General features: G+C 65.6%; 23 protein-coding genes and 1 pseudogene. 8 read left to right on the top strand and 16 right to left on the bottom strand.

Going from position 1 to position 24,925, the window contains the following annotated elements; translation table 11 throughout:
- The first annotated feature begins 2 nt into the window (after positions 1-2).
- Genes AB4079_RS02115 through AB4079_RS02140 form a run of 6 tightly spaced genes read left to right on the top strand, consistent with a single transcriptional unit; the run spans position 3 to position 5,121 of the window.
- Positions 3-896, top strand: a complete 894-nt coding sequence (locus AB4079_RS02115) for an amino acid ABC transporter permease (RefSeq protein WP_441785623.1) — start codon at positions 3-5, stop codon at positions 894-896.
- Positions 893-1,660: an amino acid ABC transporter ATP-binding protein gene (locus tag AB4079_RS02120; RefSeq protein ID WP_441785624.1), complete on the top strand. Its 768-nt coding sequence runs from the start codon at positions 893-895 to the stop codon at positions 1,658-1,660. The genes AB4079_RS02115 and AB4079_RS02120 overlap by 4 nt, the downstream gene beginning before the upstream one ends.
- Positions 1,660-2,826, top strand: coding sequence for an N-methyl-L-tryptophan oxidase (solA, locus tag AB4079_RS02125; RefSeq protein WP_441785625.1), 1,167 nt, complete (start codon positions 1,660-1,662; stop codon positions 2,824-2,826). The genes AB4079_RS02120 and solA overlap by 1 nt, the downstream gene beginning before the upstream one ends.
- A complete protein-coding gene (locus tag AB4079_RS02130) occupies positions 2,823-3,539 on the top strand; it encodes an SDR family oxidoreductase (protein ID WP_441785626.1) in 717 nt (238 codons plus the stop codon). The genes solA and AB4079_RS02130 overlap by 4 nt, the downstream gene beginning before the upstream one ends.
- 42 nt (positions 3,540-3,581) lie before the next feature.
- A complete protein-coding gene (locus AB4079_RS02135; protein WP_441785627.1) occupies positions 3,582-4,682 on the top strand; it encodes an alanine racemase in 1,101 nt (366 codons plus the stop codon).
- A gap of 58 nt (positions 4,683-4,740) precedes the next feature.
- The gene (locus AB4079_RS02140) at positions 4,741-5,121 is read left to right on the top strand and encodes a RidA family protein (protein WP_441785628.1); all 381 of its coding nucleotides are present in this window, start codon (positions 4,741-4,743) and stop codon (positions 5,119-5,121) included.
- 80 nt (positions 5,122-5,201) lie between these two features.
- Here the strand turns inward: AB4079_RS02140 and AB4079_RS02145 are convergent, their stop codons facing one another.
- From AB4079_RS02145 to AB4079_RS02160, 4 genes and pseudogenes are all read right to left on the bottom strand, one after another.
- Positions 5,202-5,771, bottom strand: a complete 570-nt coding sequence (locus AB4079_RS02145; protein ID WP_441785629.1) for a TetR/AcrR family transcriptional regulator — start codon at positions 5,769-5,771, stop codon at positions 5,202-5,204.
- A 171-nt stretch (positions 5,772-5,942) separates the two neighbouring features.
- A pseudogene (locus AB4079_RS02150) lies at positions 5,943-6,620 on the bottom strand (right-handed parallel beta-helix repeat-containing protein); the annotation flags it as partial.
- Between the two features lie 289 nt (positions 6,621-6,909).
- The gene (locus tag AB4079_RS02155; RefSeq protein ID WP_441785630.1) at positions 6,910-8,205 is read right to left on the bottom strand and encodes an MFS transporter; all 1,296 of its coding nucleotides are present in this window, start codon (positions 8,203-8,205) and stop codon (positions 6,910-6,912) included.
- A gap of 87 nt (positions 8,206-8,292) precedes the next feature.
- Positions 8,293-8,946: a TetR/AcrR family transcriptional regulator gene (locus AB4079_RS02160; RefSeq protein ID WP_441785631.1), complete on the bottom strand. Its 654-nt coding sequence runs from the start codon at positions 8,944-8,946 to the stop codon at positions 8,293-8,295.
- Positions 8,947-9,006: 60 nt separating this feature from the next.
- Between AB4079_RS02160 and AB4079_RS02165 the strand changes: the two genes are divergently transcribed.
- Positions 9,007-12,090 carry an alpha-mannosidase gene (locus AB4079_RS02165; RefSeq protein ID WP_441785632.1) on the top strand — a complete coding sequence of 1,028 codons (3,084 nt, stop codon included), beginning with the start codon at positions 9,007-9,009 and terminating at the stop codon, positions 12,088-12,090.
- 76 nt (positions 12,091-12,166) lie between these two features.
- On the opposite strand, the gene AB4079_RS02170 is transcribed toward AB4079_RS02165, so the two are convergent.
- From AB4079_RS02170 to add (AB4079_RS02225), 12 genes are all read right to left on the bottom strand, one after another.
- Positions 12,167-12,472, bottom strand: coding sequence for an EthD family reductase (locus AB4079_RS02170; RefSeq protein WP_441785633.1), 306 nt, complete (start codon positions 12,470-12,472; stop codon positions 12,167-12,169).
- A gap of 17 nt (positions 12,473-12,489) precedes the next feature.
- Positions 12,490-13,974, bottom strand: coding sequence for a dihydrolipoyl dehydrogenase family protein (locus AB4079_RS02175; protein ID WP_441785634.1), 1,485 nt, complete (start codon positions 13,972-13,974; stop codon positions 12,490-12,492).
- Positions 13,971-14,537 carry a hypothetical protein gene (locus tag AB4079_RS02180; RefSeq protein ID WP_441785635.1) on the bottom strand — a complete coding sequence of 189 codons (567 nt, stop codon included), beginning with the start codon at positions 14,535-14,537 and terminating at the stop codon, positions 13,971-13,973. Before AB4079_RS02180 ends, AB4079_RS02175 begins: the two co-directional genes overlap by 4 nt.
- A 208-nt stretch (positions 14,538-14,745) precedes the next feature.
- Positions 14,746-15,792, bottom strand: coding sequence for an adenosine deaminase (gene add, locus AB4079_RS02185; protein ID WP_441785636.1), 1,047 nt, complete (start codon positions 15,790-15,792; stop codon positions 14,746-14,748).
- 89 nt (positions 15,793-15,881) lie between these two features.
- Positions 15,882-16,382, bottom strand: coding sequence for a heme-binding protein (locus AB4079_RS02190; protein WP_441785637.1), 501 nt, complete (start codon positions 16,380-16,382; stop codon positions 15,882-15,884).
- On the bottom strand, positions 16,348-16,656 hold the full coding sequence (locus AB4079_RS02195; RefSeq protein WP_441785638.1) for a hypothetical protein: 309 nt from the start codon (positions 16,654-16,656) through the stop codon (positions 16,348-16,350). Before AB4079_RS02195 ends, AB4079_RS02190 begins: the two co-directional genes overlap by 35 nt.
- A complete protein-coding gene (locus AB4079_RS02200; RefSeq protein WP_441785639.1) occupies positions 16,653-17,627 on the bottom strand; it encodes a Gfo/Idh/MocA family oxidoreductase in 975 nt (324 codons plus the stop codon). Before AB4079_RS02200 ends, AB4079_RS02195 begins: the two co-directional genes overlap by 4 nt.
- Before the next feature lie 8 nt (positions 17,628-17,635).
- Positions 17,636-18,886 (bottom strand): ABC transporter substrate-binding protein, encoded by a 1,251-nt coding sequence (locus AB4079_RS02205; RefSeq protein ID WP_441785640.1) that lies wholly within the window; start codon positions 18,884-18,886, stop codon positions 17,636-17,638.
- An 87-nt stretch (positions 18,887-18,973) separates the two neighbouring features.
- Complete coding sequence (locus tag AB4079_RS02210) at positions 18,974-20,488, bottom strand: ABC transporter permease (RefSeq protein ID WP_441785641.1); 1,515 nt, start codon at positions 20,486-20,488, stop codon at positions 18,974-18,976.
- Between the two features lie 118 nt (positions 20,489-20,606).
- Complete coding sequence (locus AB4079_RS02215) at positions 20,607-21,440, bottom strand: ABC transporter ATP-binding protein (RefSeq protein WP_441785642.1); 834 nt, start codon at positions 21,438-21,440, stop codon at positions 20,607-20,609.
- 49 nt (positions 21,441-21,489) lie between these two features.
- A complete protein-coding gene (locus AB4079_RS02220; protein WP_441785643.1) occupies positions 21,490-22,572 on the bottom strand; it encodes an ABC transporter substrate-binding protein in 1,083 nt (360 codons plus the stop codon).
- A 10-nt stretch (positions 22,573-22,582) separates the two neighbouring features.
- Complete coding sequence (gene add, locus AB4079_RS02225; RefSeq protein ID WP_441785644.1) at positions 22,583-23,851, bottom strand: adenosine deaminase; 1,269 nt, start codon at positions 23,849-23,851, stop codon at positions 22,583-22,585.
- Between add (AB4079_RS02225) and AB4079_RS02230 the strand changes: the two genes are divergently transcribed.
- Complete coding sequence (locus AB4079_RS02230; RefSeq protein WP_441785645.1) at positions 23,805-24,860, top strand: LacI family DNA-binding transcriptional regulator; 1,056 nt, start codon at positions 23,805-23,807, stop codon at positions 24,858-24,860. The genes add (AB4079_RS02225) and AB4079_RS02230 overlap by 47 nt on opposite strands.
- Positions 24,861-24,925 lie beyond the last annotated feature (65 nt).

Raw genomic sequence — 24,925 nt, forward strand, 5'->3', positions numbered from 1 at the left:
GAGTGGACACCGTGGATGCGTCAGAAAAGCCGAGGGTCCACCGCAAGAGCGTGCTGGAGTACGTCTCGTGGGTGGTTTTCATCCTCCTGGCGGCCGGCCTGGTGTACTCGCTCACGACCAACCCCAACTATCAGTGGGACGTGGTTGCGCAGTACTTCACGTCTGCGTCCATCCTTCGCGGGCTCGGACTCACGCTCGTCTTGACGGCGGTCTCCATGGTCCTCGGGACGCTCATCGGCCTGTTGGTCGCCGTCATGCGTGCATCCTCGATCCGTCCGATCATGCTGGCAGCATCCGCTTACATCACCTTCTTCCGAGGCACGCCCGTACTGGTCCAGCTGATCTTCTGGTTCAACCTGGCGGCGCTGTATCCGCACTTGGCCATCGGGATCCCCTTCACCGATGTTTCTCAGACGATCAACGTGAATCAGATCATGAGTGCCACAACGGCGGCGATCATTGGACTCTCACTCAATGAGGCCGCATACATGGCGGAGATCATTCGCGGAGGATTCACCTCGGTCGGCAAGGGGCAACTCGAGGCTGCCGACTCGCTCGGGATGAGCGGGATGACGAAAATGCGCAAGATCATCATCCCGCAAGCGATGCCGGCGATCATTCCAGCGACCGGCAACCAGGTGATCGGGATGTTCAAAGAGACATCGCTCGTCAGCGTGCTGGGGGTGGCGGAACTCTTGGAGAGCGCACAACTGATCTACGCGCGAACGTACCAGACCATCCCCCTGCTGATCGTGGCATGCCTGTGGTACCTGGCGATGACCCTTCTGTTGAGCTACCCGCAGTCTCTGATCGAGAAGCGGTATTCGCGCTCCACCGCGGCAATCGGGCGAACAATCATGCCCACCGAGAGCATCCAGATAGGTGAGGGAAAATGAGCGAACTCGGCACAGTCCACGTGCGGGGCCTGCGCAAATGTTTCGGTGACCGAACGGTGCTGCAGTGCATCGATCTGGATGTCGCGTCTGGCGAGATCTGCTGCATCATCGGCCCCAGTGGTTCGGGGAAGTCGACGCTGCTGCGCTGTATCGACGGTCTCGAATCGGTCGATTCGGGCGTCCTGCGCGTCAATGGCGAGGACCTCGGATACTACGAGACTCCCACCGCGTATCAAGCGCTCAGTCCCAAGCAGGTAGCACGGCAGCGGACGAAGATGGGGGTCGTCTTTCAGCAGTTCAACCTGTTCCCGAACATGACGGCCGCCGAGAACGTCATGTCCGGCCCCGTGCTGGTCAAAGGGGCCAATAAGAGGGAATCCCGCATTCGAGCCACGGAGCTTCTCACAAGCGTGGGCCTCAAGGGACTCGAAGGCCACTATCCGTCCCAGCTCTCCGGTGGCCAGCAACAGCGGGTTGCGATCGCTCGTGCGTTGGCGATGGACCCGAGCGTCATGCTGTTCGACGAACCGACCAGTGCCCTCGACCCCGAGTGGGTCGGCGAAGTTCTGGGCGTGATGCAAGATCTGGCCGAGCGCGGTATGACCATGCTGATCGCCACCCACGAAATGGGATTCGCTCGAGAGGTGGCAGACACTCTGATCTTCATGGACGGCGGGGTCGTCGTCGAGCGCGGCGACGCACGCGAGGTCATCACCAATCCGAAAGAGCCACGGACGAAGCAATTCCTGAGGATGGTGTTGTAGTGACCGACGGGCAGCTCGCGGTCATCGGCATCGGCAGCATCGGGAGCATGGCTCTGTGGCAGGCTTCCCAGATCTCGCAGTCCGTTGTGGGGTTCGAGGCCGAAAGCCCCGGCCACCCGCGGAGCGCAGTAGGCGGCGACACAAGGTTGTTCCGCATGACCTACCGAGGCGAGCACAACTACTATCCGATACTTCAGCGCTCGAGAGACCTGTGGCGTGAACTCGAGGCGGAGTCATCGCAGAGCATCCTCACGCAGTGCGGTGGGCTCTCCATCGGCTCACCCGACGAGACGTACATCCCGCAGCTTCTCGAATCGATCCATCGCACAGGTGCACCGCACGAGATCCTCGACCAGGCCCGAATGGCTGAGCGGTATCCACAGCACAACCTCCGTGAAGGTGAGTGCGCGGTCTTCGACGCCCAAGCCGGCTTCCTCCGCACCGATCGCGCCGTTCTTTCTGCGCTCGACGTCGCTCGGGCCAACGGTGCGTCGATCATGCGCCACACCGCTGTGGAAGAAATCCGCGAAGTGGCCGATGGAGTGATCGTGCACTCCGGGACATCGTCGTGGACCTTCGATCGAGTCATCGTCGCCGGCGGTGGATGGTCGACGACCTTGCTTCCGGACGGATTGCGACGGTGGGTCCGGCCTCGTCGTTCCTATCTGTCTTGGTTCGCCGCACGCGACGCCACGCAGTTCGTTCCCGAACGCTTCCCCATCTTCATTCGGATCTCAGGCGATCGATCTCTTTACGGCGCGCCGACGGTGGATCGCGTAACGGTCAAGGCCACGCTCGACGGGCGCAGCTCCCCGGCCGCGGACGCCGCCTCGGTGCAAAGGGAACTCACGCCTGAAGAGATCGCCGAGACCGAGGAAACGGTCGCCGAGTTCCTCCCCGGACTGATCCCCGACATCGTCCGGTCGGATGCCTACCCGGATCTCTTCACGGATGACGAGGCGGCCCTCCTGGGGACTTCGGGTTCCAGCCCGCGCATCTACTACGCGACAGGATTTTCAGGCACCGGCTTCAAGATGTCGTCAGCGTTCGGCGCCATGGCTGCCCGGGAGGCCCTCGGCGGACAGGAGGAACCCGGCTTCGATTTCCTCAGGCCCGACCGATTCACCGGTCGTGGTGGGAGCGGTTACGGGAAAGCACTGTCATGACTGCCGAGCCGGAGGGAAAGGTCGCTCTCGTGACGGGGGGCAATCGAGGTATTGGCCTCGAGATCGCCCGGCAACTTGGCGCGCGGGGCCACCATGTCATGGTGGGAGCCAGGAGCAAAGCCGATGGTGAGAGCTCAGCGAACGAGCTCAGGGCTCTCGGGTTCCGCAGTTCGGCAGTCGAGTTGGACGTGACGGAGCCTGATTCGATCCACCGGGCCGCCCTTACGGCTGTCAGCGAATTCGGCGGGATCGATGTGCTGGTGAACAACGCCGGCATCGCAATCGATGGACCAGGCCATCGGCCATCGGAGCCCGATTTCGACACGATTCGCAGGACCTTGGACACGAACCTGATCGGCTCGTGGGCGTGTGCTCGCGCTGTGGTGCCCCATATGCGGGTCGCTGGCTTTGGGCGGATCGTCAACATGTCGAGCAACATGGCGTCCATGGAGTTGACGGCCGATGAGGAGTCTCCTGCCTATCGCATCTCCAAAGCAGCGCTGAACATGTTGACCGTGGTTCTCGCAGCGGAGTTGCGCTCGACAGGAATCCTGGTCAACGCCGCGTCGCCCGGCTACACGCGGACGCGAATGAGTCCGAACGCGACGAGGACTGTAGAGGTCGGAGCAGACACCGCCGTTTGGCTGGCCACTCTGCCCTCAGACGGCCCCTCAGGAGGCTACTTCTACGACCGCTCGCCTCTGCCCTGGTGATGGCGCGCCGCCTGTAACGGCACGTGATTGGAGCACAAGAAGATGCTGAACGCCGAAGAACTGAGCACGATCGAGACGCCGGCCGTCGTGATCGACCTCGAGGTCGTCGACGCGAACATCACCCGCATGCAGGGCGCCATTACCAGCAGGGGCGTCAACCTCCGCCCGCACGTGAAATCCCATAAGTCAGTCGATCTCGCGCGACGCCAGCTAGAAGCTGGAGCGGTGGGGATTACCGTTTCGAGCGTCGGGGAGGCCGAAGTCTTCGCAGATGCGGGCGTCGAGGACATCTTTCTCGCCTACACGATCTGGGCCGGTTCGGCACGTCGGGCTGGACGGATCATGGGTCTTCACCAGCGGGTACGGTCGTTTTCCGTCGGAGTGGATTCCACCGCAGGAGCACAACAGCTGGCAAATGCTACCCGCGGTGCGGACCGGCCGCTGCGAGTGCTCGTGGAGATCGACAGCGGGGCTCATCGCACGGGAGTGAGATCAGAGGAAGCCGGCGACCTGGCAGCCGAGTGTCAGCAGCTCGGTCTCGACGTTGTGGGGATCTTCACCTACGCCGGTCATGCTGGCACGTCCAAGGACGCACGCTTCAGCGGTGCGGCCGATGAGGTTCACGCCGTCGAACAGGCCATCGCCTCCCTTTCGGCACAGGGCATACCCGTGGGAATCGTCAGCGCAGGCTCCACCCCCACAGCCGTGATCTCCGCGCACGCCCCGATAACGGAATCACGGCCCGGCGAGTACATCTTCAACGATGCCGACAATGTGCGCCTCGGCACGTGCGAAAGTCTCGCGGATGTCGGCCTCTTCGTCGCCACCACGGTGGTCAGTACCGCTGTCGAAGGGCAAGTGATCATCGACGCTGGAACAAAGGCCCTCGGCAGGGAGGGCAACGCGGAAAAGGGATATGGGCTGGTTCCCTCACTGCCGGGGAGTTCGCTTCGCCTCCTCAACGAGCACCACGGGTACCTTTCGATACACGAGGGCGTGACGCGCCCGTCCGTGGGAGACGTCCTCATCGTGGTACCGAACCACGCCTGCCCGGTGGCCAATCTGTTCGGCGAGTACATCGTCATCGATGCCGGAACCGTGGCGGGTCGATGGCCCGTCGACGCACGCGGCCACCTGTCCTAGCCGCTTACACCACCGAATCCCCAGCAGCGCTGAACCCTACACACGATCGGAACTGAAAGTGACGAAGACCATTCCTCCCATTGAAGGTGTACAGCCCGGTCACGACTCCTATTCGCAGGTAGTCGAGGCAGGTCAGCTGGTCTTTCTTGCAGGTCAGGTCGGCAGTTTGGGTGGCCGTCCGGAGACTTACCCCGCCGATTTCGCGGCAGAAGTGCGCGCCGCTTTCGCCAGTGCTGCGGGGCTGCTCTCCAACGTTGGGCTCGGGCTGGAATCTGTCGTGAGGTGTGTCATCTACCTCATGGACTTCGCCGATTTCCCCGAAATGGACCAGATCTTCCGCGAGCTCTTTCCCAGAAACCCGCCCGTTCGAGCCACTGTCGGCGTCGCCGCCCTGGCACGTGACTGCCGATTCGAAGTGGAGATCACTGCGAGCCGTTAGCAGCCCCGGTCTACAGGTGACACGTCGCCGAAGACTTCGGCGCAACGGCGACCAGCCCAATCCACTCGGAGGACATCTCCTCAGCGCGGCTGGATGAGGGCGCGGATGCTGCGGAGGAACGAAGCAGCGAGCGTGTCGGGCTCGTCCAGATAGCCGGCGACCATCGCGCCGTCGCGGATGAGCATGATGTCGTCTGCGACGGCCACCGGGTCGGGAAGCCCGAGCGGGCTGACCAGCTCGGCGAAGGTCTTCTTGTACCAGGCGCGGTGCTGACTGACCGTCCTGCGCACCGAGCTGCTGGGATCGGGGTACTCGGCGGCCGCGTTGATGAACGGGCAGCCCCGGAATCCGGGAAGACATGCCATCGCGCCCAGCCCCTCGGCGATCACGGCGAAGGCGCGGTCGGGGTCGCCGCCTCCCTCCTCGATGGCACCGGTGATCCCGTCGCGCTCCTGCTGAGCCCGACGCTCGAGGTGGGCCACGACCAGGTCGTCCTTGCTTTTGAAGTGGCGATAGAACGTCACCTTCGTGGTGTGCGCGCGTTCGATGACCTTCTCGACGCTCACCGCGCGGAGGCCCTCCGCATAGAACAGCTCCGTCGCTGCGTCGACCAGTACCTCACGCATCGACACCTTCACATCCCCGATCATAAGTTCTCCGCCTCCGCTGCATGCGTCGATCACTCCTGGCACCTACGGTTGCGATTGTGTAGAGTGACTGGTCATTCTACAGTTACCTGCGTGGTCGGCGCCGGCACACTGGTCCCGGTTCCGGTGGGCAGTACGGTGGTCGACTTCCCGTCCCATGAGTAGAGTTCACGTCTACTCTCCAACCGACGGTGTGGGCCTGAAAGCGTTGACCGCGCGATCGACGACCACGTGAGCCTCAGTCCCCGAGTCGAGGATCGTGTTGCGGACCGACTGCGGGTCGACCGTGACGGCCATGACGGCGAGACCCTCCGACGACCCGGTCGCCAGCAGCGCGTCCACCTGAGCTGCGTAGGCGGAGTCACTCGACTTCGCGTTGACGTCCATTGCGACCACGTGGTTGCTGGAGACGTAGTTGCCGCCCCCGCTCATCAGCCTGATGATGACGGGCGTCGCACCGGCCGGACGGATGCTCTGCGAGTCGATGACTTCCGAGAAGTGGTTGCCGATGACGGAGTTGTTGCTGCCACTGACCGAAAGAAGCCCGAACAGGTCGTCCCGTCCGTTGTCGACCCCGAGAAACGGCGTCCAGGGCTCATGATCACGGAGGAAGTGATTCGAGGCGACGAGGTTCTCCGAACTGTTCGCGGCGAGCAGCACCATCCCCGGGTAGAACGAATGCAGCCGGTTATTGGTGATGCTCGAGCGCGTGACGCCGCTGAGGTGGACGCTGCTGGCACCGCGGGGGAAGACGTTGTTCGCGGTGATCAGGAGCCCGCCGTGATTCTCGGCGTAGATCGAGCGGCCCCTGAAGCCCGCTCCGATCAGGTTGTCGGTGATCTTCGACGCCTGTGGGACGAACCAGACAGCCGACGAACGCGGCCCGCTTGAATGCGGTCAGGGGCGCTTCACCAACCAACCGCATCGACGTCGCGAGGCTTGACGTTCCTCTTGGCACTAATCGACCAGGGCTCCACCCGACAGATTCACGACCGTTCCCGTCATGGCGGCCGCTCGATCGGAGGCGAGGAAGGCAACGGTCTCGGCGACCTCCGACATGTGGGAAGCCTTTTCAGCGCGGCATTGATTCAGAGCGTCGATTCGGAAACCACCTTCATCACCGGCGCCAGTCAGGGCGAGCTCATCTCACCTTCTTGACGCGGGTGACGCTGAGGGCGCCGAGCACCCCGAAGATCGCCCCGCTGATGAAGAGGCCCGGGTATCCGAACGCCGCGATGAGGGCGGGAGCGGCGACGGGAATGAGGGATTGCGGCAGCGATTGGGCGAGGTTCGCGACGCCGAGGTCCTTCGCCGCTGTGTCCGGGCTGGGCAGCACGTCGGTGAGGAGCGCCAACTCCACAGCGAAGAAGGCCCCCAGCCCGGCACCGAGAACGAGCTCGCCGAGGAGCACCACCGCGATCGACGGCGCCAACGCGATGATCGTGAGCCCGACGACGGCAATGACCGACGAGAGTACGACGAACGGCTTACGCCGCCGGAGGCGGTCGGAGAGCCATCCGAGCACGGGGGTGACGAGCAGGATGCCGACGGCGTTGGCCAGGATCGCCTGGAACACGAGAGTGGGGGCCTTGGAGTCGGGTACTCCGAACTGGGAGATGAGGAAGTAAGTCAGGTAGCTGGTCGCGGTGAACTGCGTGGTGGTGAGGAAGAAGCGCGTCAGCCATGCCCAGCCGAAGTCGGGATGCTTGCGCGGGTTGAAGACGAAAGCGCCGAAGAACTCCCGCGCGTTGAACGGCTCTTTCGGGCCGCGCGTGGCGATGCGGTCCTTCACGGGAAGCACCATGCCGATCATGAGCGCGACGCCGATCAGGCTGGGGACGAGGCTCTGGACGAGCCCGACCGGGAAGAGCTGGACCAGGAAGGTGGCGGCGACGCCACCGACGTTCTGCGCCAGGCTGATGAAGGAGGCGGTGCGGCCTCGACGCTCCGGGCCGATCTGGTCGGGCAGCATCGCGACCAGGGCCGCGAGAGCGAAGTTCAGGCCGACCTGGGCGATGCTCCACCCGACCAGGACCAGCGCGACGCTGGGCGCGACCGCGATGACGGCGATTCCCACGTATCCGACCAGGCCGCCGGCGACGATCCAGGGTTTGCGCATCCCGAACCTGCTGGTCGTCCTGTCGGAGATGCGGCCCGCCAGCGGATTGGCGAGGAGGGAGAAGAGCGCTCCGATGCCGAGGACGACTCCCAGATCGGCGGCCGAGTTCGCGAGATCCAGCTCTCGGAGTCGGAGCGCGATCGTGATCACCAGCGGAGGGACCAGGGCGATCGAGAAGCCGAGGATCGCAAGGGGGATGGCGACCATCGGGTAGCGCGAAGGACGCGCCGGGCCGGGCGCCGATGCGACGACCTGGTCCGACGGGAACACTTCTGTGCTGAACGCGGCGGGGACGGTGAAGGGCTTGGGCTCGTCCACGTTGACTTCTCTCTGCAAGCGGGTTTCCGGGTGCGGATGCCCCCGGGCAGAGACCAAGATAACACTAAAAGCCCCACTTGGAACTTTTTATTTGCTTCCGTCACCGACCGGCTGCAGCAGCTGCTCGTACAGCACCATGCCGGCATGCATGTCGACCTCCGGGTCGAGCAGCCACTGCGTGGACAGCCCGTCCATCGCCGCGATCAACAGAGCGGATGCGGACTCCAGCGAGATGTTCTCACGCACCAGGCCCGCGCCCTGCGCCAGACGGAGGATGTCGAGCGCATCGCTGCGAAGCTGCCGGTACCGCTCGACGAAGAAAGTCCGCGAATACTCGTTTCCGGGCTCTAGCGCGCGGGCGACCATGCTGTGCCTCAGCGACATGAGCCCCGGCGCCCCGGACGCGTACGAGTCGAGGTGGCCGGCGAAGTCGGTGGAAAGGCGCCCGCTTTCCTGCGCGTCGACGAGGGCCTGTCGGTCCTTCTCGCGCAGGATCTCGAGGAAAAGCTCCTCCCTCGTCTCGAAGTAACGTCGCAGCGCAGCGTGACTCACTCCGATCGCTTCGCCGATCGCCCGCAGACTCGTCCCTTCCAGTCCGAGCTGCGCGAAGACCTCGATCGTGCGATCGAGGATCTGCTGACGCCTCATCACACCTTTCGGGTAGCGACCGCGAGAACCGGGCCCCTTTGCCGGCGTGGCCTCCGTCTCGGCCCCGTGCGGCTCTGCTTGCTTGCTCTGCATGGGCACCACGGTAGCAAGTCAAGAATGTTCCACGCGGAACTTTCTGGTACCCTGCCCCTCATGACTGACGATCTCGACCGGGTGGAGCATCGCGTCGCGAACACCGTCCGCGACCAGCTGGCACCCGCGCTGCGCCGCCGCAGCACACCCCTCACCATCGGCGCCTGGGAGGTCCCGGACGAGCCTGTGCCCTTCGCCGAGGCGGTGAAGCAGACGTTCTCGCCCTTCCACGTCGGGCAGAAGTGGAGCAGACCCTGGGGCACCACCTGGTTCCACCTGACCGGCGAGATCCCGACCGAATGGAGCGCAGACTCGGACGGGACGACCCTGCAGGTCATCGTGGACCTCGGGTTCTCCGGACTCGTCCCCGCGTTCCAATCGGAGGGCATGTTCTACCGCCCGGATGGCAGCATCGTCAAAGGCCTCGAACCGTTCAACAATGCGGTCGACGTCGATGCGCACGAGCGGACGATCGATCTCTACGTGGAGGCCGCCTCCAATCCCAACATGTTGGCGCACTTCTTCGTGTCCCCGCGCATCACCTCCGACGGCGGTGCCGGACTGCCGGGCCCCTTCATGCCGGCCCCGCGACCGCCCGTATCGCACCTCGGCGATAAGGCCACCGCCGGCTCGGAGCCGATCTACACCCTCCAGAACGTCGCCCTGGTCCAGCGCGACCATGACGTCAGCGAGTTGCTTTCGGATATCTCCGTGCTCGCAGGCCTCGTCCGCCAACTCGACTCGGCCCTCCCTCGCCGGGCGGGGATCATCCGCGCCCTGGACAGGATGTGCGACTCCATCGACCCGGAGGATGTCGCCGGATCGGCCCGCGCCGCCCGCAGCGAGCTCGCCGGGGCCCTCAGCGCACCGGCCTCCACGTCCGCTCACTCGATCGTCGCGATCGGGCATGCGCACCTGGATTCCGCATGGCTGTGGCCCGCCCGGGAGACCGTGCGCAAGGCGGCACGCACGTTCTCGAATGTCCTCGATCTGATGGACGAGGACCCGGAGTTCGTCTTCGCCGCATCGAGCGCCCAGCAGTTCGCCTGGGTGAAGGAGCACTACCCCGAACTGTTCGAACGCATCCGAGCCCGGGTCGCCGAGGGCCGGTTCGTGCCCGTCGGCGGGATGTGGGTCGAGAGCGACCTGAACATGCCCGGCGGTGAGTCCCTTGTTCGCCAGTTCCTTCAGGGCCAACGGTTCTTCCAGGAGGAGTTCGGTCGCATCGCCCGCGAGGCGTGGCTCCCGGACACGTTCGGTTTCACGGCCGCCTTCCCGCAGATCGCGCTGTCGTCGGGGGCCGACAGCTTCCTGACGCAGAAGATGTCGTGGAACGACACCAACACCCTCCCGCACCACACATTCCTCTGGGAGGGCATCGATGGCAGCCGCATCTTCACGCACTTCCCGCCGAATGACACCTACGGTTCTGACCTCAGCGGAGCCGATCTGGCGAAGGCGCAGCGGCAGTTCGCCGAAAAGGGTACCTCTGAGGTGTCGGCGACCCTCTTCGGCTGGTCCGACGGCGGCGGCGGCCCCACCCGCGAGATGTTGGGGGCGGCTCACCGCGCTCACGATCTGGAAGGGTCACCGCGTGTGGCACTCGGCTCACCCGCAGAGTTCTTCGATCGAGCGAAGGCCGCGCTCCCGAAACCCGCTGTGTGGACGGGAGAGCTGTATCTCGAGACCCATCGCGGCACCTACACCTCCCAGGCGAAGACCAAGCGCGGCAACCGCCGGAGCGAGCACCTGCTTCGTGAGGCGGAGTTGTGGAGTGCGGCCGCCGCTGTTCGCCGCCTCGTGGAATACCCGTACGACGAGCTCGACGCGATCTGGCGCACGGTCCTGCTGCATCAGTTCCACGACATCCTTCCCGGTTCGGCGATCGCATGGGTGCACCAGGAGGCCGAAGCCGAGTACCAGAGGATCGAGCGGGAGCTCGAGGCGCTGATCACGCGGGCCCAGCGCGCCCTGGCAGGAGTCGGCGAGACGACGGTCCACTTCAATGCTGCGCCCGTCCCGCTGGAGGGCGTCGCGCCCCTGAGTGCCGTCGCGGCGGCCTCGGCCGGCAACGAGCACCCTTCGCCGGTTCGCACGGACGGCGGCTTCGAACTGGCGAACGGAGGTGTTCGCGCCCGGTTCGACGCCGGCGGCCTGCTCGTATCGCTGCAAGACCTGGTCTCGGGTCGGGATCTCATCCCGGCCGGTGACGACGGCGCCGTGCTGCAGGTCTTCCGTGACCGCCCGAACCTGTTCGAGGCGTGGGACATCGACCGTTCGTATGCGCACACGGTGACGGAGCTTCGCTCCCCCGAGAGCGTGACCATCGAAGACGGCGCACTCGCGGTCCGCCACTCGTTCGGCCGCTCCTTCATCACCCAGCGGTATCGCCTCGGCGCCACCGCGACGGACCTCCAGGTGGAGACGGAGGTGGACTGGCACGAGCAGGAGAAGCTCCTGAAGCTCGCCTTCCCCTTGGACCTCCGGGCCGACTCCTACGCATCCGAGATCCAGTTCGGGCACATCGATCGGCCTACCTTCGCCAACACGTCATGGGATACGGCCCGCTACGAGACCGTCGCGCACCGCTGGGTGCACGTCGCCGAGCCGGGGTTCGGAGCAGTGGTGGCCAACGCGTCCACCTACGGGCACGACGTCACCCGCACCGTGCGGCCGGACGGAGGGACGACCACGCTGGTGCGCCAGTCGCTGCTGCGCGCGCCGACGTTCCCCGACCCTGCGGCCGACCAGGGCGTGCACGTGTTCCGGAGCACCCTCGGGTTCGCCGCCACGCCGCTCGACGCCGCCCGGTCCGGCTACGCGCTCAACCTTCCTGTGCGATCCGTGCACCGCGCCGGGCGCACTGCCGTCGATCCCATCGTCGCCGTCTCGGCGGCCTCGGTGCTGGTGGAGGCGGTGAAGCTCGCGGAGGATCGGTCCGGCGACCTCGTCGTCCGCCTGTTCGAGTCGCAGGGCGCCCGTACGGACGCGGCTCTGACATTCGGCGTGCCCTTCATCGACGCCTGGCGAACGGATCTGCTCGAGCGGGAGACGGGAGAGGGGTACTGGAGCGGTGAGGAGCCCGTCGGACTCACACTGCGCCCGTTCGAGATCGTCACCCTCCGGGTGCGGCCGCGGGCCTGACACCGGCACGACGACCGACGAAGCCGGGCCCGCTCCTGAAAGAGAGCGGGCCCGGCTTCGGTCGTGGTGGACCGGCTCAATCCTGGGCGATGTCCGAGAACAGCCCGGTGAACGGGGTACCGGTTCCGATCAGTCGCTGGAAGAACGCACCGGCAACCGGGGTGGCGACAGCGGCGGAGGCTTCCTCGTAGCTGTCGAAGTAGAGGTCGAGGGTACGGTGCGCGGGCGTGGGGCTTCCATCTTCCTTCGGCCAGACTTTGGCCGCCTCCACTCGGCGCACCCCCGGGAGGCGGCGTGCGAGGGTCTCGACCTCGGTGTACGCGTCCTCGAAAGCGGTGGGGTCGGCCGGATTGTCGATGATCAGGGTGATCTTGGTCGGCATGACTGTTCTTCCTTTTCTTATCGGTCGCTCGTGACGAGCTGGTCTGTGGTTCGGGTGCGGGTGTCGCTGCCGGCCGTCTCCAGCAGGCGGAGCCACAGCTCGCTCATTGTCGGGTAGGCGGGGACGGCATGCCAGAGCCGCTCGATCGGCACCTGTCCCGCGATGGCCACGGTGGCGGCGTGGACGAGCTCGGCGGTGTCGGGACCGACGGCGGTGAAGCCGGCGATCGTGCCCGCATCCTCATCGATCAGCATGCTCACCCGGCCGATGTAGCCGTCGGCGTGCAGGGAGGCGCCGGCGACCGCGCCGAGGTCGTACTCGACTGAGCGCACCCGCAGGCCCGCCGTGGTCGCACTGGCGAGCGTGTGGCCCACCGACGCGATCTCCGGATGCGTGAAGACGACCTGCGGTACCGCAAGGTGGTCCGCGGTCGCTGCATGGCGACCCCAGGGGGCGTCGTCGACCTCCCCACCGCGGGCGCGCGCGGCTATCACGTCGCCCGCCGCACGGGCTTGGTACTTGCCCTGGTGGGTCAGCAGAGCGCGCCCGTTGACGTCGCCCGTCGCGTAGAGCCCGCCTCCCGCGATGGGGGTGCCGGACTCGTCGACGACGCGGAGGGACTCGTCCACCGTGAGCCAGCTGCCTGGCATGAGGCCGACGCTCTCCAGGCCGATGTCGCCGGTGTTCGGCCGACGGCCGGTCGCTACCAGCAGCTCGTCCACGCGGACGGTCTCGCCGACGGCGAGGACGATCCTCACCGTGCCGTCGTCCTCGCGCGACACCTCGGTGGGCTCGGCGCCGATCAGCAGGCGGACGCCGTCCGTGGTCAGCGCGGTCGCGACCTGCGCGGAGGCGAAGGGCTCGACGCGGGGCAGGAGCCCGTCGCGGGCGATGAGCGTCACGGCCGTGCCGAATGCGCTGTAGGCGGTCGCCAGTTCGGCGCCGACGACGCCGCCGCCGATGATCGCGAGCCGCTCGGGGATGCGTTCGGCTCCCACCGCGTCCCGGCTCGTCCACGGCCTCGCCTCGGCGAGCCCCGGAATCGGAGGAACCGCCGCGCTCGTGCCTGTCGCGATGACGACGGCGTGCCGGGCCTCCAGCACCGTGGCGCTCCCATCGGGCCTGGTCACTGCGACCGTGCGCTCCCCCACGAGGCGGCCGTGGCCGCGGACCAGCGCGATGCCGGCGCTCTCGAGCCAGGAGACCTGCCCGTCGTCGTGCCAGTGCGCAGCGAACTGGTCGCGGCGTTCGAGCACGGCGGCCGTGTCCAGCCTCCCGGTGATGGCCGCGGCCGCGCCGGGTAGGCTGCGGGCGGCTCGGAGCGCGGCGGCGTCCCGGAGGAGCGCCTTGGTCGGCATGCACGCCCAGTACGAGCACTCGCCTCCCACCAGCTCGGCCTCCACGATCACCGCCGTCAGGCCGCCCTGCACCGCGCGGTCGGCCAGGTTCTCGCCGACGGGACCTCCGCCGATCACGATGACGTCGTACATGTCGCCGCTCATCGGTTCCCCGCCTTTGCCGCACGCGACAGGCGGATCGCCGACACCAGGAAGAAGATCCCGCCGAGCGTGGCGTATCCGGCAAGGCTGACAAGTGACGCGGAGGAACCGGCCGACTGCAGCGCGAACCCGGCACCGGCGAAGACAGAGATCCCACCGCTCAGGATCATCGGCCACTGCCCGCCGAGAGAGCGCCGCGAGATGCCGACGACCAGCTGCACAACGCCGGCCGTGATCGCCCACAGCCCCCAGACCAGAAGTATCGCCGACCGCCCGGACCCGACCGCGAAGGCCAGACCGACGGCAGCAAGCAGGCTCAGCGCCATGTTCACGTACAGCAGTCCGGCCGACCGGGTGCCCCGCGAGGCTCGGTGATCGATCACGGCGGCGAGCAGGTCGAAGACGGGGTAGAGCACGAGCAGCGTCGCGCTGATCGGCGTGACGGCCGCTGCAGTGAGGGCGATGATCGTCGCCCACACGATTGCGAAGGCGAAGCGAGTGAAGTACAGGGCGCGCAGCGACGAGGCGATCGTCGCGGGCCGCGCCTCGGGGGTGGTGGTGGTCATGTCTGTCCATTCGTTGAAAGATGTAGAGTGACTAGTCATTCTACTTAAAAAGTCACCATAGTCAACTTTTTATAGCGCGCGCAAGCGCCGGCCACCACGTCCGAGCCGATCGAGCTCGCATGCCGCACGTGTTGCGCAAAAGCGGTATGGCCGGCGTCCACGATGTGACAGCCGGCCATACGCCGTTACTCAGGACTTTCCGTCCGCCTCAGGCTAGAGGACGTATACGTTCGAGTTCTGCTTCGAACTCAGCCCTCAGTCGATCCTTGGTGGGGCTGTCTGCGAAACTGCCTTCCAGGCCCGCCAACGAGTACCGCTCTGCATCATCAACCGTCCAACCCATCTGGGTCGCAGCATCGAAGTAGCAGTCGTGCAGTTCAGGGCCGATCAGCGCCGGGTCATCGGAGTTGATGGTGAAGTTCCATCCCGCTGCTGCCATGGCCTTGTGGTCCCGAATGCGGCCCGGGACCTCCCACGCCGGGTAGTCGACGAACCAGCACGCTGCCACCGGCAGCTGGGATGCGGCCAGACGTGACGACAGTTCGGCGTCCTCAAGCGCGGCGTACCCGTGGTCGAGCCGGTCCACTTTGAGCAGGTCCAGCGCTTCCTCGACCTCGTCCGGGTTTCCGTGCTCACCGGCATGAGCGGAGAGCTTCAACCCGGCTTCGCGAGCCAGATCATACGCCGCGACGAACTCCGAAGGCCTTCCGGCCTTCTCGTCGGAGTCGAGCCCGATTCCGACGACGTACTCGTGCGGATGACGAATGATCTCACGCACCAGCTCGACGGCGGCTTCCCCGCCCAGCTCCCGATTGATCGCCGGGACAATGCGGGAAACGACTCCCACCTCGTCTTCAGCCGCCTGCGCCCCCGCCAGGATGCCCTTGAGCATCTCCGGGTAGCTGAGCTTCGGGTGGTTCTGAGGATCGAAGTAGTGCTCGCGGTACCGCACGCCTCCGCTCGCCGCGACCTTCAGGCTCTCGTAGGTGACCTCTTCGAAGTCCCTGGCTGTCTGCATTGACGATGTGACCGCGTTCAGCACGATGAGGCCCTCGTCGAAGTTCGCAAAGCGGTAACGGCCGCCATGACGTACGGCCGATTCCGGGATCTCCACTCCATGGCTCTTCGCGAGCCGTGCAGCCATCTCCGTGGGGACACAGCCTCCGAGATGGCAGTGGAGTTCGGCCTTCGGCAGGGCCAGAAGATATTCCTTACTGAGTCCAGTCGTAGGACCAGTTTCAAGCGATGTGTTCATGAGCCTCCTAGTAGTTATGGGGCGCGGATCGAATCCCGGCCCGGATAGTTCGCCTTGGTGCAGGGCGAAACGGATGCCATCAATAAATGTCATTCGTCATCTCTTTCACGACGCTTCGCGCCTCCGGATCGGATGGCCTTGACGGCCAGCGCGTGATCCTCCTCTTGTGAGAGGCCGGAGACCGTCACGAACGCCTGTACGTGGTCCTGCCCTTGTTGCCAAACCGGGACCGCACCGCCGAACGCTGCGTAGGCGGGGAACGTCAGCCCTGTCGCTTCCTCGAAGGTGGTGCCGCGCGCGAGCCACACGTTCCGCTCGAACAAGCTCGAGTGCCCGCCTCTTTTAGCGGTGTTCCATTTCGCCGTGACGACGACGTCATTGACCGCGGTGGAACCGGGCAGCCCCGCATGAAACACTTCGCGATCGCCCAACCGTACGGATACGGTGAGCGGCTGTTGCTCTTCTAGCCCGAGCTCGACGATGTAGCGTCCGAGCGAGTAGCACGTGACTTCGTCGACTCGTTCCAGAATCAGAGCGTCCTCTTCGAGGAGAAGTTCAGTTGGCGGGGTGAACGGGATCTCGGGTTCCAATTTCCTTCACATCTCCTTTCATCGCGGACCCGGGGACGACGGGGCGGATTCGTCGTAGTCGCGGAGCGGCGATGTAGTAGGTATTGATGAGGGCGACTGCGGCATTCATCGCCACCGACGGCCAGACGGCGAGTGCGGCGGTATAGGCGGTCAGCAGGACCGCGGCGATAAGGTTTAGGATCCTCAGCGTGAGCATCCTGGATTGCAGGAGCGACACCACCAGGAGCACGCTTCCGGCCCAGCCGAGGATCGCGAGGGCGACGTCGATCGTCATCGTGACTCCGCCTCTCCGCACGAGATCGCGGCACTCACCTGCTGCCAGAGCCGCTCGGTGGTCTGCAACGTCCGTGCCGCGCTTTCCAGGTCGGATTCGTTGACAGCGACTCCCGCCACCACGTCGCGGAAGTGGTGCAGGGCAGGAATGAAACCCATCGTCGTCAGCCCGGAGTTTTCAGGTATCGGAAGTGTGTAGTTGGGGCGCCAGACCTGGGCGGGCCCATCCACCGGGCGATGGATGCAGGTGTCGACGTTGTCGACATGCACCGCGGATCCGTGCCCGTACACCTCCGCGGACTCCCCGCGGTGCGCAAAGGAGGCTGTGGTGCAGAAGTCGAAGGAGCAGACGGCGCCACCCTCGGCCCGCGCCACCAGGCTCACGCTGATGCCGACATCCGGAATCGTGTTGACGACGGCGGAGATGTCTCGCAGTTCCCCCACCAGGTATCGCGCGAGGTCGATCATGTGCACGGGGTTGTCGATGAGATAGTGGCGTGGGTCGGCGAGGTACTCGTCGATGCGGCCCATGGTGAAGGAGAAATGCGCCAAGCTCGGCGTACCGAATCCCGGCGAACGGATCAGTCCGACGGCTCTGCGATAGGCCGGAGCGAATCGCTTCATGTAGCCCACGACGACCTCGCACTCCGCTGCCGCCGCCAGGCCGGCCAACTCACTGAGTTCCTCGGCGGACTGTCCCCCGGGCTTCTCGCAGAAGACCGGCACCGCGGCCTGGACGCAACGGGCGACGAGCGGCCGGTATTCCGCGGCCGGTACGGCGATGACGACGCCGTCAAGGTCCTCGCGGGCGAGCATGTCGTCGATCGACGTGTAGTGACGGGCCGCTCCCCAGCGCTGGGCGGTCGACCGTGCGTGCTCGGGAGTGCGCGCGCAGACGGCGGCCAGTTCGAGGCCGGACTCGACGATGGCCGGGTACAGCGCGTTGTTTGCGTGGCGGCCGGCTCCGATCACCCCGATTCTCATAGTGAACGTGCCACGTCTCTACTCGGCAGCAGGTCGATCGACCCCGCCGTCTCGATGAGGATCTGTTCCAGCGCCACCGGGTCGCGGTAGCCGTCGACGAGCGCCTGGGACCAGAGCGCGGCGACATCCAGATATTCGGGCATCGGCGTTGGGAGCACACGGGCGGTCGTCTGCAGGAGCTGGAGACTGTTCTCCGCGAAGCCGTTCCATCCGGATGCGGCGGCCTGGAAGGCATCGTTGTCCCACGTGCTCTGACGCGTCGGGTTCATGTTGCCCTCCAGTGCGGCGCGGGTGAGGAAGTCCGATGAGCTCGCCCACTCGATGAAGCGCCAGGCCGCCTGCTTGTCGCCGGATGCTGTGTTCATGACCAGCGACCAGGTCCACATGTTGGCCTCGCGCAGGCCGCCCGGGCCGGTCGGAGGTGCGGTGTAGGCGACGCGTCCACGAACTGCCGACCCGGGACCCTCGAAGAAGGCGACGTAGTGGTCGGAGTCGACGATGAGGCCGTATCGACCGGCGGCGAAGTCGCGGGCCACATCCAGCCAGTGTCCGTCCGGCCAGGCCGTCGGTCCGGATCGACGCACCGCGTCGAGGAAGTCGCCGGTGGCCCGCAACGCCGCCGGGCTCGCGACGGCGCTGCGTCCGTCGGCGTCGAAGTCGGTGGCACCGTACGACCAGAACTGGGTCGCGAAGCCGGTGTACATGGTGTGCCACATGTCCGTTCCTCGCTGGGCGAAGCCCCGGACTCCGGGTACGCTCTCGGCGATCCGGGCCGCAGCTGCGAAGTAGTCCTCCCAGGTCGCCGGCGGCTCGCTGAGGCCGGCTTGCTCCAGGAGCTCGGGCAGATAGGCGAGGTTGTAGGTCTCCCAGTTGATCGGGATCTCGAGCAGCGGCCCGGCGCCCAGCGCATCGGCTCGCCGGCCGGACCAGCGGTTCACGTCGAGCAGCTGCGGCAGGAAGTCACCGGGGTCGTAGCCATCGGAGGCGTTATCGATGTACTCGTCCAGCGGCTCGACCAGTTCTTCGCCGGCGAGCTTCCACATCGAGACGGGCCCTGAGAGGTAGACGTCCGGAGCGTTCTCGCCGCGGAGCCGCGAGCGCAGGGCGTCGAGCGAGTTGGTGACGTAGTCGGTCTCGGCGATGATCTCGAGGGTCGCGCTCTGGCCGGTGAGCTCCTCGAACTCGTCGATGTGCCGGGCGACGCTCGCGACGTAGGCGTCGTTGTCGGGGCCGATGAAGCGGACCATGATGTTCTCTCCTTGCTTGCGGGCGCGATGACGTTGCCGAGCCCGTGTCGGTGGATGGATGAGCGGCGCCGATCGGCCCGCGCGAGATCAACTGGAAAAGCGTCGGGCGGCGCGCTTGTGCAGCACGGCGACCACTTCGTACAGCACGGTGACGGTGACGGTCACGGCCACGACATCGGCCCAGAGCCGGGCGTAGTCGAAGGTGGTGGTGGCGGTGGTCATGGCCTCCGAGATCCCCGTGCCGGTGACCAGCCATTCGGCGACCAGTGCCCCGAAGAGCGCGAGAGGGATGCTGATCCGCGCGGCGTTCAGGATGCCGGGAACTGCACCCGGAAGCCTCACGTAGCGCAGGATGGACCAGCGCCCCCCGCTGAAGACGCTCACCACGTCGAGAGTCGAGCGTGATCGCTCTTCCAGTGCCGTAACGATCACGATCATCGCCGGGAAGAAGACGACCAGCAGGCCCGCCACGATGATGAAGGCCGGGCCGCGCCCACAGATCGCGACCAGCAATGGGATGAACGCGATCTGCGGAACGCACTGCGACGCGATCAGAAGCGGCAGCCCCAAGCGCAGGAGCACGGGGAAGCTCACCAGCAGACACCCCGCGACGAGAGCGGCTGCCATGCCGACGACAAAGATCATGCCGGTGTCGCGCATGGTGGTCAGCCAGTCCGAGAGCAACGCATCCCGGTGTTCGCCCGCAGCAGGGTTGCTGACCAGGTAATTCAGCACGTCCAGCGGTGACTTGAACACCAGCGGGCTGGCCCCGCCGAACCAGATCAGCGCCAACCAGATCACGATCACGGCGAAGGCGGGCGTGAGGAACTCGAGCGTGCGTCGCACGGGGCTCGCTCCGGGGGCGGATCCGATCGATATCTGCGCTTCGACAGGGTCCGCTCGCAGCCAGCGGCCGACCGCTGTGATCAGCGCATACAGCAGGCCTCCGATGATGGTGGCGACGATGGCGATACCCCAGGTCTGCGCGGTCTGCAGCTTCTGCTGGCTGACGACGAGGGCGACGCCCAGGCCGTTGTCGGCACCGCTGAACTCGGCGAGGAGCGCTCCGAGAAGAGCCCCCGGGCCCGCGATGCGCATGCCGCCGATGATGTACGGCAGCGCTGAGCGAAGCCCGACCTTCAGGAGCACCTTCAGTCGGCCGCCACCCGCGCAGTAGACGATGGCGGCGGTGTCCGCGGGAGTGGCGCGGAGTCCGGCGAGGGTCCCGATGAGCATCGGAAAGAACGAGAACAGGAACGCCATCGTGACCCTCGTGGGCTGCCCCGGGCCTTGAAGGCTGGAGATCAGCGGAAGGAGCGCGGGGAGCGGCAGGCAGTAGATCGCCAGGCCGACACGCGACACCGAACGTTCGAGTACCCCGGTCAGCGATCCCACCGCCCCGAAGACGAAGCTCACGACGACGGCGACGGCGAAGCCTTCGAGCGCCGTGATCAATGTCGGGATGGCATTGGAGAGGTAGTAGGAGAAGTTCCCGACCAGGTCCTCGGCCACGCTCACCGGGCTCGGGACCGATGCGGCCGGGAGGATCCCGGAGAGGGCGACGATCCACCATGCGGCGAGGGCGAGCGCGAACCCGCTCACGGTCCAGACGATGCCGGGTACCTGCCGTGTGTGGCGAGGGGCGCGCGAGGGGCGCGAACCGTGAGGCGCTCCAGACGGGACGAGCTGACGTCCGCGACTGGTTTCCATCGTGGTCATCTCAGGCGCTCCGCTGGGCGACGGGCTCGGTGGGAGTGGCTGCGGTGTCCTCGAAGAGCAGCTGGCCGATTTCGTCGACCAGGCGATGGAATTCGGGGGTGCGCATCATTTCGGGTACGCGCGGTCGGGGGAGGTCGATCGGGACGGTTCGCAGGATGCGACCGGGTCGCGGTGTCATGACGACGACGACATCGGAGAGGAAGATCGCCTCGGAGACACCGTGGGTGACCAGGAGTGTCGTGGCGGGTCGTTCCGTCCAGATCCGCTGCAGTTCCACGTTGAGGCGCTGCCGTGTCATGTCGTCGAGTGCGCCGAACGGCTCGTCGAGGAGCAGGACTTCCGGCTCGAAGGCCAGTGCGCGGGCGATCGATACGCGCTGGCGCATCCCACCGGAGAGCTGGTTGGGCCGCGACTTCTCGAACCCCCGGAGCCCGACCAGGTCGACGATGTCTTGAATCGTCGACCGGTCGGGCCGCCTGTCGGCCACCTCGAGAGGCAGACGGATGTTGTCGCTGACGCTGCGCCACGGCAGAAGCGCCGAGTCCTGGAACGCGACGCCCAACCGCCCACTCTTGCGAGCTACCGACGGGCTCTGACCGTTGACGGACACACGGCCGGCGGTCGGGGTGTCGAGGTCGGCGAGAAGGCGCAGCACCGTCGACTTCCCGCAGCCCGAGCGACCGATCAGGCTCACGAACTGGTTTCGCTCCACGGTGAGGCTGACGCCGCCCAGGGCGTCCATCCGCTGCCGCCGGGTCACGAAGGTCTTCGTGACGTCGTCGAGCTGAATGCCGGCGGGCGTCGCGGCGGGGGGATGGTCGATCTGCGTAGGCATCGGGAGCTCCTTCGCTCTCATGGGTGGATGGGTGGCGCCGGTGGCAAGATCACTGCAGCTTCTTCAGCTCCGGGTGCTCCTTGTAGACCTCGTTCAGCAGGGACAGGTCGAACAAATCGGAAGGGGTTGTCTTCACACCTGTGAGGGCGAGGGTCTTCACTGTGTCCTTCTGCAGTTCAGGGGTGACCGTGAGAATCCCGTTCTTCTCCGTGTCAGGAGTCTTCATGAAGTCGATCCTGGCGTCGTTGGCGGCCATCTGATTGTCGAGGGACAGCTTCAGTGACTTGCCGTACTTGTCGACGGTCAGGCTCGCCCCCTTCTTCGGGTCGGCGATGTCCGCGCGCCAGCCCATGATGTCGGCGAGCAGTGCCGCCTTGAGCTGTACCCGGTTCTTGGAGATTTCGTCGGTGGAGGCGACGTAGGTTTGAGTGATGGTCGCCCAGTGGAAGTCCGAGAACATCATCACCACCGGGTTCTGACCGGTTTGCTTGAGGCTGAGCGGCGAGTTCGTCGAGTAGTCCAGGATCCCGTCCACCTGCCCGGCGACGAGCGGAGCCGGGTCGTACTGGAAGGGCACGATCGTGAGATCGCTGATCTTCAGGCCGTTGAGCTCCAGGAAAGCCTTCATGAACGGTTTGTCAGCGTCGGAGACCGCGATGGTCTTGCCTTTGAGGTCGGCGGGGGTCTTTATCGGCTTACCCGCCAGCGAGACGATGGCGCGGGGATCCTTCTGGTACATCGCTCCGATGACCCTGAACGAAGCGCCGTTCGCGTTGGCTCCCACGATCTCGGTCGGCGAGGAGACACCGAACTGGGCCGTCCCGTTCGCCAGCTGTGTCAGTACGGAGACCGCTTGCGGGCCACCGGGAATGAACTTGACGGAGGAGAAGCCGGCCTTCTTGTAAAAGCCCTCCGTGTCCGCGATGTATGGCCCCGCCTGGGTCACGTCGTTCAACCATGAGAAGGCGTAGTCGAGTTGTCCCAGCTTTCCAGCTGACGCATCATCCGAGCTGGAGCCCGCCGACGCGCCGGAGCACGCGGAAAGGACGATGGCGAGGGCCGCCGTGAGCCCGACGCTGAGGAGCCCCCGGCGCTGCTTCGTGAACCACGAGGCGTGTGACTGATTGGTCATGTCTTCGTCCTTACTGTTCGTCGGTGCCGTAGGCGACCGGTCGGAGGCGCTCGAGCTCGGCAGTGAACTCGGCGCGGAGGCGTGCGACGGTGGCGTCGTCCGCAAAGCAGGCGTCCAAGCCCGCAAGCACGTACTTCTCGGCGTCCTCGACTGTCCAGTCGAGATGCATCGCCGCATCGATGAAGTCTTCATGCAGCTCCGGTCCGATCAACGCGGGATCGTCGGAGTTGAGGGACATGTTCAGACCCGCAGCGGCCATGGCGGCGACATCGCGTCGCCGACCCTCCACTTCGAGGGCCGGTTCGTCGATGAACCAGCACGCCGAGTAGGGGATCTGTGAGGCGACGGTGCGTGACAGCAGGGCGGAATCGAGCAACGCGGCGTATCCGTGATCGATGCGGTCGACGCGGAGAAGGTCGAGGCACTCGACCATCTCGGTCGGATCGCCATGCTCTCCTGCGTGCGCGGTGAGTTTGAGTCCTGCTTCACGTGCGAGGTCGTATGCGTCGATGAACTCCGAAGGTCGACCAGCGAGCTCGTTGGAATCCAGGCCGATGGCGACAACTTCCTCGTGCGGGTGCGAAAGCACATCCTGGACCAGAGCCAGGGCCGCTTCACCCCCAAGTTCTCGGTTGATCGCGACCACGATTCGGGAGACCACACCGGCATCCACCTCCGCCGCGCGTGCACCGGAGAGGATCCCGCTGATCATCTCGTGATAGGTCAGCTCGGGGTGGTTCTGCGGGTTGAAAGCGATCTCCCGGTAGCGGAGCCCGCCCTCCGCCCCGATCATCAGGCTCTCGTAGGTCACCGCTTCGAAGTCGTCTGCGGTCTGCATCGAGTTGGAGACGGCGACGTAGATTTCGAGGCCCTCGTCGAAGTTCAGGAAGTGGTAGCGGCCGTCACCGACGAGAGCGCCGGCCGGCAGGGTCACACCATGGCGCTCGGCAAGAACGGCGGCGGTCCTCGGCGGCACGCACCCCTCCAGGTGACAGTGGACCTCGGCCTTCGGCAGTTGACGCAGATAGTGCGAACTCAGGGAACGCCGCTCAGCCGTCATGGCATTCGCGTCCGGCGCGTCGTTTGAGGAGAAGTTCACCATGCGGCCAGATTGACACAACGAGATCATCGTGTCAACACAATTGCGCATCTTGATTGCTTGTTGCGTGCGCAACACCAAGCGGTATAGCCTTACTGTGCGCACTGCGCGACGAGTACGGAAGGCCAGGTCTGTGAGCATCCAGCAGGTAGCAAAGAGGGCGGCGGTTGCGCCATCCACCGTCTCGCGGTATCTCAACGGCACTCTGGTCCTGAAAGGCGAGACCAAGGCCCGGGTGGATGCCGCCCTCGAGTCCACGGGGTACGTCCATCGTCCTCGCGCGAAGCGGCCGAAACCGAAGCGGCGCTCGATCGTGGGCATCATCGTCCCCGAGTTGACGAACCCGTACTTCGCGATCCTGGCGGAGGAAATCATCGCTGCGGCAGACCAGCAGTCGCTGTCCACCGTGATCTTCTCGGCGACGAATCTTCCGGGCAATGAGCGCCAGTACGTGGAGCTCACCCAACGCCTCAGCCTCGACGGCCTTCTCTACCTCGGAACGACATTCCACAATGAGGCGCTCGACGAAGCGATCCGAGCGAAGTTCCCGGTCGTCGTCGTCGACGAGCCGCAGGAGTCGGCCCTGGAGACACACACGGTCTTCCAGGACGACTACTCCGGTGCATTCCAGGCCGTTTCCTACCTGGTGGCACAGGGCCACAGAGAGATCGGCTTCGTCGCCGGATCGAACATGCGCACAACACAAGACCGGCTGCGGGCTTATAGGGATGTGCTCCGGCAGAACAACATCGACCCCGACCAGCAATTCCGCGGAACCGGTTCGTTCACCGAAGAATACGGCGCGACAGTGCTCGCGCAGATCATGGCGTCGGAACGCAGACCGACGGCTGTGTTCGTCGCGAGTGACATCATCGCGGTGGGCCTCATCGTGTCGGCCGCCTCAATGCGAATCCGCATTCCGGGCGATCTATCCGTCGTGGGCTACGACGACATCCCCGCTGCCCACCACCTCACCCCACCGCTCACAACCGTCCGCTCTCCCCTTCCAGAGATGGCTCGCGCAGCGGTCGACCTCATCATCGAGGCGATCGAGCAGCCCGAAACACGCTCGCGCCACGTAGTCGTGCCAGTCGGAATGGTGATCCGCGATTCGACCGAGGCCGCACCGGAGCCTAGCCGTCGAGCAAAAGAACTCGAAGTCGCCACTATCGGCACCTCAGCGGGATGACGGTTCGCACCATTGCGCCCACCTGGGCCGGGGTTTCCCTTAAACACAATGTGTTGGTACGAGGG

The sequence above is a fragment of the Leifsonia sp. 2MCAF36 genome, from assembly GCF_052115525.1.
Taxonomy (GTDB): domain Bacteria; phylum Actinomycetota; class Actinomycetes; order Actinomycetales; family Microbacteriaceae; genus Leifsonia.